The organism is Hymenobacter frigidus (assembly GCF_014640435.1).
In the GTDB taxonomy this organism is placed as follows: domain Bacteria; phylum Bacteroidota; class Bacteroidia; order Cytophagales; family Hymenobacteraceae; genus Hymenobacter; species Hymenobacter frigidus.
Genome location: NZ_BMGY01000046.1, coordinates 22,182 through 30,383, shown reverse-complemented (window position 1 = coordinate 30,383; position 8,202 = coordinate 22,182). Strand labels below are relative to the sequence as shown.

The window sequence follows — 8,202 nt, the reverse complement described above, 5'->3', positions numbered from 1 at the left end:
AGCTAACATAGGCCAAAAATACCACGCAATTATTCACCGTTACTTATGCGTGGCTACTTAAAGCAGCAAAATTGGCTCTCCCGCGTTTCAGCCAATGCCTCCCTGGGAGGTTGAGTTCATCACACCTTTAGTCTAAAAAACAACCGCTATGCCATAAGCAAAGGCTTATAACATAGCGGCATAAGGAAAATCAAGAATCGTATTCGGCTAAGCGACCACCTCTTCCGTCAGAGCGCTGGCAAACGCCAGCAGCTCCGCCTCTCGGAACGCCCCGGCCATCACCTGCAAGCCAATGGGCAGGCCCGCCGCGTCCTCCCCGACCGGTACCGAAATAGCGGGTACGCCCGCCAACGAGGCCTGCACGGTGAAGATATCCGCTAAATACATGGAAACCGGGTCCAGCTTTTCGCCGATTTTGAAGGCGGTGGTTGGCGTCGTGGGCAGCACCAGGAAATCGTACTGGCGCAACAGCTCGTCAGTTTTGTCTTTAATCAGCCGGCGCACGCGCTGGGCCTTGGTGTAGTAGGCGTCGTAGTAGTTGGCGCTGAGCACGAAGGTGCCGAGCAGAATGCGCCGCTGCACTTCGGCCCCGAAGCCCTGCGCCCGGCTTTTCTTGTAGAGCGACTCCAAATCCGTGACATCCGGGGCACGGTAGCCGTACTTCACGCCGTCGAAGCGGCCCAGGTTGGAGCTGGCTTCGGCGGTGGTGAGGATATAATAGGTCGGAATCATGAAGTCGAGATAGGGGAAATCCACCGCCTCTACTACGTGGCCCTGGCCGCGCAGCAAGTCCAGCTGGGTTTCCAGCGCCGCCTTGATTTCGGGATTCAGCCCTTCGTTATTCACAGCATCGGCAATGTAGCCGATGCGGTAGTGCGGCGCGGGGGCCAGCTGCTGGCTGTAGGCGGGCACTTCGCGCTGGCTGGCGGTGCTGTCCATGCCATCAGGGCCAGCCATGATTTCCAAGAGCAGCGCGGCATCGGAAACCGAGCGGGTGATGGGCCCAATCTGGTCGAACGACGAGGCGAAAGCCACCAAGCCGTAGCGCGAAATGCGTGAATACGTCGGCTTGAAGCCGATAACGCCGCAGAACGCCGCCGGCTGACGCACCGAGCCGCCCGTATCGGAACCAATCGAGGCCAGGCACATATCGGCCTGCACGGCCACCGCCGAGCCGCCCGACGAGCCGCCGGGCACCCGGTCAGGGTCGGCGGCGTTGCGGGCGGGGCCGAAGTAAGAGGTTTCATTCGAGCCGCCCATAGCAAACTCGTCGCAGTTCTGACGACCGATGAGGATGGCATCGGCGTCGAGCAGGCGCTGCACGGCCGTGCCCGTATAAAGCGATTTGAAACCGTCTAGCATCAGGCTGCTGCTTTGCAGCGAGTGCCCGGCGTAAGCCAGCACGTCCTTGATGCCGATGACCATGCCGGCCAGCGGCCCGGCCGTGCCGGCGGCCAGCTTGGCATCCACGGCGTCGGCCTGGGTACGGGCTTCGTCGGCCCACACTTCCAGAAAGGCGTTGAGGTGCTGCTGGCGCTCGATGTTGCCCAGGTAATACTCAACGAGCTGGCGGCAGGACGTGTTGCCCGCCGCCAGCTCGTTACGAACTTCGGATAAAGACTGAAAACGCTTCAAACTATTTGCAGATTAGGTGACCGATTCGTTAGGCGTCGGGGGCCGCGGGCAGGTAGGGCTGCCGGGGCTGCGTGCCTTCGGGGGCCAAGTTAGGGGGCAGCGAATAAGCCACGGGCGGCGTGGTTTCCTCAGCCTTGTGCTCGGAGGCGTGAGCGTGCTCCGCCGTGACCACCGTAGCGGCTGCTACCGGAGCGACTGCCCACGGGTCGAAACCCGAACCGGCCTCCGCCACGGCGGGCGTGGGCAGGGGAGCCGGATATTGATTCTGGGCCGCATAGTTGGTCTGAGCCGGCTGGCCGGATTGCTCGAATTCGCGGCGGATTTCGGTGCTGGCATCCTTGAATTCGCGGATGCCTTTGCCGAGGCCCCGGGCTAGCTCAGGGATTTTATTGGCCCCGAAAAAAATCAGGATAACGACCATAATCAGCATGAGCTCAGAGCCACCGATATCGCCGAGGAAGAGAATGAGGGGAGTTTGCATGACGCAGAAGGCGCTTATCTAGCGCGGCTGGTTAGAAGGGTCGTTGGGATTGAATACGGGCGGCACCGGCTGCTGGTAGCCTTGCTGCGGGGCACCTTGCTGGTAGCCGGGCTGTGGGTAGCCTTGCTGCGGCTGGCCCTGCTGGTAAGGCGGCTGCACGGGCGGAGCCGTGGGCTGGTCGCGGTACTGCGGCTCCTCTACTTTGCTGGCATCTTTGAACTCGCGCACGCCCTGACCCATGCCTTTGAATAGCTCAGGAATACGCTTAGCCCCAAATAACAGCACAATGACAAATACAATAAGCAGGATTTCGGTGGTACCGAAGCTGCCAATTAGAAACAGAGAATGAAGCATGAGAAGGGGGGCACTCGGGCCCGGTTATGGTGATTAAAAAAAGATATACGCAGCCGAATGCATTTTGGAGTGCCAAAGATACCCGATGGGAAGACTTTGAATCATGAAGCCGGGGTTTGACAGGCAAAATGATGGTGTTGGTCGGGTATCCGCTTGCGTTGAACAGGACCAGCCCATACACAGCCAGGGTGATAGATTAGCTTTGTTATCGTAATTCTTTTTAGATTTATTCGTTATAGTCAGGCTCGCTGGGAACGCTACTCTATTGATTCGCCGTGAAAGACCTTACCACCCCCACCCAAGAATTCCCGAGCCTGCACCAAGCCAACGAACCGGAACGGCTGGAGGTTCTACACAGCTATAATATCCTCGATACCAATCCGGAACAGGCTTTCAGCGAACTGGCGCAGTTGGCATCCTTTATTTGCGGCACCCCCATGGCCCTGATGTCATTGGTTGACGAGGAGCGCCAATGGTTTAAAGCCAGGGTGGGCCTTGACATGCAGCAGACACCGCGTGAACACGGGTTCTGCTGGCATGCCATGCACGTCGCCAACGTGTACGAAATACCGGATACTACGCTCGATGCGCGCTTTGCCGATAACCCGCTGACAACCGGCCCCCTGCGTATCCGCTTTTATGCCGGTGCGCCCCTGCTCTCGTCCGAAGGCCTCACCCTGGGCATGCTCTGTGTGCTCGATACTGTTCCCCGGCGGCTGAGCTCAGACCAACGCGAGGGCCTGTGCGTGCTGGCTCGTCAGGTGACAGCTCAGCTGGAGCTCCGCCGCATGCGCCTGCAGTTGGAAGACGAACGCCAGCGAATGGAAGGCGTGCTGCGCATGGCCAATAATGCTGGCGAGGAACTGCACCCCGGCAACTGTAACGAAATCTTTGTGAAGCAAGACCAGCGACTGGTGCGCGTGGCTACCGCCGACCTGCATTATTTAGAAGCCCTGGGCGACTACGTGAACCTGCACACCACCCACGAGCGGCTGACGGTGTACGGTACCATGAAGGACCTCGAACCCAAGCTGCCAAGCCGTGATTTTATCCGGGTACACCGTAAGTACATCGTGCGCCTCGACTGCATCAGCGCCATTGAAACCGACGCCGCCGTGCTCGATAGCGGCCTGCCCACCGCTACTAACCGGGCCCCGGTGCGCGTGCCCATTGGCAGTTCCTACAAAGCTGGTTTGTTGGCCCGGCTAAATATGATTTAGGCGCCTCTTCAACATCGTATCCCGTCAAATGAGGCATTCACCGCGCCAGTAGCCCAATTCATCGAGTTGCTACCGATAAAGGCGTAGAATTCCCCATTTTTGCACCAGTTATCGGTTGCAAGTTGCTAGTAGCCCTCGCACCCGACAACTAAGTTTGTTTTCATAGCTCAGAAAGACCCGCACCTTTGGTTCGGGTTTTTTTTTGCCCCAGCCAAACCAGTCGTCCAGGACAATTACCGGTGGCCCAGCCAGTTTTCCGGGTTGAGGTTGGCCGAGTTGTGCCACACCTGAAACTGCACTTCGGAGGTGCCCTCGGCATCGGTAGCCACCGTGCCGATGACTTCGCGGGCGCTCACGCGCTGGCCTTCGCGCACGCTCACCGAGCGCAGCTTGGCATACACCGTGAAAAAGTCGCCGTGCTGAATCATGACAATGGTATTCATTCCCGCGATGTTGGCGATGGTGAGCACCTTGCCGTCGTAACAAGACCGTACGGCCTCGCCGGCCCCGGTCTGAATGTCCACGCCCCGGTTCTCCACGGTCACGTTGCGCAGCACCGGGTGCGGGTGCCGCCCAAAGCGCTGGCTGATAAAGCCGCGGCTCACGGGCCAGGGCAGCCGGCCCCGGTTGCCGGAAAAAGACGAGGAGAGCACTGCCGTTTCGGGCGTAAGGGCAATGCGCACGGCGCGGCGGTCGGCGGCCGTTTCAGCAACGGTTTCGGGGGCGTCGTTTTCGGGGGCGGCGGTGGTGTTGTCCTCGGCTCCTTCCGTGTTGCTGGCCACGGCTTCGGGGTCGCGGCGCGGGCGGGTGGGGCCGCCGCCCCCAGCGTTGCGGGCCGCAGCGGTGCGGCGCGCGGCACCAGCGGCCGCCAGGTTAGCTTCGCGCCGGGCGGCCAGGCGGGCAGCGCGGGCGGCGCGGGCTATTTCTTCGCGCACCCGCACCGCAATCAGGTTATCGAGACGATTGATGGCTTGGCGGCGCTCTTCCAGCTCCTGGCGCAGGCCCTGCTCCTGCTGGCTGAGCTGCTGTACCATGTCATCTTCCTTCGACTTCAGGGTGAGCAGATTTTTGTTTTCACTCAACTGGGTACTGAGCAGGCTGCTTTTGCGCTGCTGCTGCTGCGTGAGGCCCGAAAGCTGCTGGTGCAGGCGCTGCTGCGCCCCCACGATGCGGGCAGCCTGCCGCTGCCGCTCCTCGGTGTATTGCCGGATGTAGCGCAGCCGCAGCGCAAACTGGTTGAAGGACTCGGCCGCAAACAGAAACATCAGCCGGTTGAACCCACTAGCCGTTTTGGAAGCCGTGTAGAGCAGCCGTGCATACTCGGCCTTGAGCTGGCTGAGGGTTTGCTGGGTTTGCAGCACTTGCCGGGCTGTTTGGTGCACATTGGTTTCGATGCCATGCAGCTGGGTCGAAATCCCCCGGATGACTTGCTTTTTTTCAGTAAGCTTAGCCGTAATGACATTGAGTTGGCCCAGGCTCACCTTCTTTCGGGCCTGGGTCTGGTCCAGCGCCTGGCTGGTTTGCTGAATCTGGCGCAGGTTGGCCCGGCGCTCGCGCTCCAGTTGGGCCTTGCTTTTGGGCCGCGTGCTGCGCGAGGTGGCGGGCCGGGTGCTGCGGCTGGTTGTTTTCGACGGCTTGGCTTTCGTGGTCGTCGTCGTCGTCGTCGTTTTCTTTTTAGGGCGCTGCTGCGCTACCACGGGGGCCGCCAGCAATAGCCCCAGCAGGGCCACCAGCCACCAGCGCCCACTCGCCAGGCCCGCACGGGACTGGCCCGCGCCGCACTTCTTTCTACCAGCCGTTCGTACCTGCTTATCCAACGCGTACCGGTCCTAAAGTATGCTCATTATTTCCGGCGCTTGTAGCCCTTGGGCACCGTGAAGGGAAATGCCAGTCGCTCGCGCCCGGCGTTCACCTTGGTATAGTTGAGGGCAGCCGTGACCACCCCCGCTGCCGCCTGCTGGGCCTGAATGAGCGTGGCATGGGCGAAAGTGATGTCGGCCTGCTGCTCCAAAGGCTTGAAATCGGTGTAGTCCACGATGAGGTTGCGCTTGGTGGCATCATCACTCACTTTCAACTGCTGCACGCGGCCGGTGGCCTGCAAAATGCGCTCGACCAACACGCCCGCCAGTGGGTAGACGACCCGCTGGCGGCCGGCTTCTTCGCTGGTTACGGTGGGCGTAGTGCCGGTGGGGGCCGGCAGGTAGTCGCCCAGCAGCAGGGCCTGCATCTGGGCAAAGCTCACGGGCACGTTCAGCAGCTTGCTGAGGTAGTCGTAGCCGCCCGTGAAGTAGGTTTTTTCCAGCTTGTTGAGGACCCGTACCGAGTCGCGGGTGAGCACCGCCCGCACACCTTCAATTCCCAATAGGCCGGCCGTCACCCAGATAATGCTGTCGCGGCGCATGCGCAGCGAGATGTTGGCTCCCTGCTTTTCGCCCTTCATGGTGATTTGAGCCTTGCCTTTGGCGCTCAAGAAGGTAAAGGACGTATTGGTGGCGCGCACCAAGGGCTCGGCCACCGATACCGAGGTGCCGGGACCTTTGCCCGAAGTAGTAGGCACGGCTTTGCGGGCACAGCTACCCAATAGCAGCCCCAGGGCCAGGGCCAGCAGCAAAGTGAGTTTATTCATACAGTTTTTGGTCTTTCAGTTTGCGGTCCAGCAAATCGGAAGCGGGGCCGCTGGCTTTGCGCGCCCGCTGCCATTCGGCCAGCGCCTTTTCCTTCTCCCCCAGTTGGAACAGGATGTCGCCGTAGTGTTCGATGACGGAAGCATCTTTGGTCGTTTGCGCCACTTTTTCGAGGCTGGCTTTGGCCCCGGCGTAGTCCTTCTGCTTGTACAGCACCCAGGCGTAGGTGTCTACGTAGGTGTCGCTGTCGGGAAACTGCTTCACCACCTTGCCCGACATCTGCTTGGCTTTATCCAGCTTCACGCCGCGCAACGACAGAAAGTAGCTGTAATTATTCAGCACCTGCACGTTGTTGGCGTCGCTCAGCAGCGATGCTTCGTAAGCGGCGTCCGACTTTTCATAGTCGCGCAGTTCGTGGTAGGCATCGCCCAGTTGGGCATCAAACTGGCTCAGCAGCTCCGTATTGTTCACCACCAGCTTGCGGCCGTGCTCCAGAGCTTTCACGCCCTTTTGCGGCTGTTTTTTCAGCAAATGCGCCACACCGTTGTAGAACCACAGCGAGGCCTGATTGGGGAATAACTCCAGGGCGCGGTCTGTGTGCACGAGCAGCGAATCGGTCTGGTTCAGCTCGGCATCAATCAGCACCACCTGCTGCCAGATTTGAAACTTCGAATTATCGTAGCGCAGGGCCTGCAGGTAAGTATTGCGGGCATCCTTTTTCTGGTCGGTCAGGGTCTGAATGTCGCCGGCCACGGCGTAGGACTTCGCCTCTTTGGGGAATATTTTGACGGTGGCCGCCGCCAGGTCACGGGCCAGCTGGTTCACCGCTTCCTTGGGATTTGGCAGCTGCTTGATGTAGCCCACCAGAATGCGCACCCGCTCATCAATATCGAGCGCCGGGCTGGCAAAAGCCAGCCTCAGCTGCTGAGCCGCCTCATCGGGCAGGTTCTGTTGGCGGTACACTTCGGCCAGAATCAGGTGACCCTGCGGGTTGGATGCATCGAGGCGCAGGGCCTGCCGGGCTACTAGCACGGCATCGGCCAGGCGGTTGTTGCTGGCGTACATCTCGGCCTGGGCCAGCACGTAGCGCGCTTCGCTCGGGTTGGCTTTGATGAGCTTTTCGCCCTCGGCCAGGGCCAGGTCCAGCTTGTTCTGCTTGAGAAAAATCTGCTGCTTCTTGAAAGAAATCTCATCAACCTGCCCGAACTCTTTTTCGGCCTGGTCCAGCGTGATTAAGGCATCAGGAAGCTTGTTCTGGGCCAAATACAGGTCGGCCAGGTTAAACAGGTAGCTCCCGGAATTAGGCACTTGCTTGATGAGGGCCGCGTAGGTTTTGGTGGCCGCCTCGTACTGCTTCTGGCTGGCCTGAATCTGGGCCAGCAGCAGGTAATAGTAGGCATTCTGCGGGTCGAGCCGGGTGGCGGCATCGGCGTAATTGGCCGCGTCGCGCAGGTTGCCGCCCAGCATATTGGCCTCGGCTATCTTGTAGTTGATGGCCGCATTGTCGGGGTTGAGGGCGTAAGCTTTCAGCAGGCGCTCCAAGGCCTTGGTGTAGTCCTCGAGCAGCACATACTTCACGCCATCCACAAACAGGGCCTCGCTCTGCTCGCGCTCGCGCTCCGAGGCCTGCACGCTCATACCGCCGCGCACTTCGGCCCGGCGGGCCTTGGCCTCGGCCAGTTTCTTGTTGGTGTCGCGCTGTTCTTTTTCCAGTTCCCGCTGTTCGCGGCGGCTCAGCTTGGCGGGTGCCGTCGGGGCGCCGTCCGTAGGCTGCGCGTAGCCCACGGCCGCCAGCCCCAACCAAAACAGCAGACTCAGAACAACTTGACGCATATATAATAAAACCGGACTTGCGGCCCGGCTCACGAAATTACGGGTAATAAGCCAA

The 8,202-nt window shown here is 60.3% G+C and carries 7 protein-coding genes; 1 reads left to right on the top strand and 6 read right to left on the bottom strand.

What is annotated here, in order from left to right; all coding sequences use genetic code 11:
• Nucleotides 1-207: 207 nt before the first annotated feature.
• The 3 genes from gatA to tatA are packed head-to-tail and all read right to left on the bottom strand — an operon-like array spanning nucleotide 208 to nucleotide 2,470.
• Entirely contained in the window at nucleotides 208-1,635 is a 1,428-nt protein-coding gene (gene gatA / locus IEW17_RS17500; RefSeq protein ID WP_188563351.1) for an Asp-tRNA(Asn)/Glu-tRNA(Gln) amidotransferase subunit GatA, read from the bottom strand.
• Nucleotides 1,636-1,663: 28 nt separating this feature from the next.
• Nucleotides 1,664-2,116, bottom strand: coding sequence for a Sec-independent protein translocase subunit TatA/TatB (locus IEW17_RS21385; protein ID WP_188563350.1), 453 nt, complete (start codon nucleotides 2,114-2,116; stop codon nucleotides 1,664-1,666).
• 18 nt (nucleotides 2,117-2,134) lie between these two features.
• A complete protein-coding gene (gene tatA / locus IEW17_RS21380; RefSeq protein WP_188563349.1) occupies nucleotides 2,135-2,470 on the bottom strand; it encodes a twin-arginine translocase TatA/TatE family subunit in 336 nt (111 codons plus the stop codon).
• Nucleotides 2,471-2,745: 275 nt separating this feature from the next.
• On the opposite strand from tatA, the gene IEW17_RS17485 reads away from it, so the two are divergent.
• A complete protein-coding gene (locus IEW17_RS17485; protein WP_188563348.1) occupies nucleotides 2,746-3,690 on the top strand; it encodes a GAF domain-containing DNA-binding protein in 945 nt (314 codons plus the stop codon).
• Nucleotides 3,691-3,923: 233 nt separating this feature from the next.
• On the opposite strand, the gene IEW17_RS17480 is transcribed toward IEW17_RS17485, so the two are convergent.
• The 3 genes from IEW17_RS17480 to IEW17_RS17470 are packed head-to-tail and all read right to left on the bottom strand — an operon-like array spanning nucleotide 3,924 to nucleotide 8,147.
• Nucleotides 3,924-5,507 carry a murein hydrolase activator EnvC family protein gene (locus tag IEW17_RS17480; protein ID WP_229749096.1) on the bottom strand — a complete coding sequence of 528 codons (1,584 nt, stop codon included), beginning with the start codon at nucleotides 5,505-5,507 and terminating at the stop codon, nucleotides 3,924-3,926.
• Nucleotides 5,508-5,533: 26 nt separating this feature from the next.
• Nucleotides 5,534-6,316, bottom strand: coding sequence for a lipoprotein insertase outer membrane protein LolB1 (gene lolB1 / locus IEW17_RS17475; RefSeq protein WP_188563347.1), 783 nt, complete (start codon nucleotides 6,314-6,316; stop codon nucleotides 5,534-5,536).
• Nucleotides 6,309-8,147 carry a tetratricopeptide repeat protein gene (locus tag IEW17_RS17470; protein ID WP_188563346.1) on the bottom strand — a complete coding sequence of 613 codons (1,839 nt, stop codon included), beginning with the start codon at nucleotides 8,145-8,147 and terminating at the stop codon, nucleotides 6,309-6,311. The genes lolB1 and IEW17_RS17470 overlap by 8 nt, the downstream gene beginning before the upstream one ends.
• Between the last annotated feature and the right edge of the window lie 55 nt (nucleotides 8,148-8,202).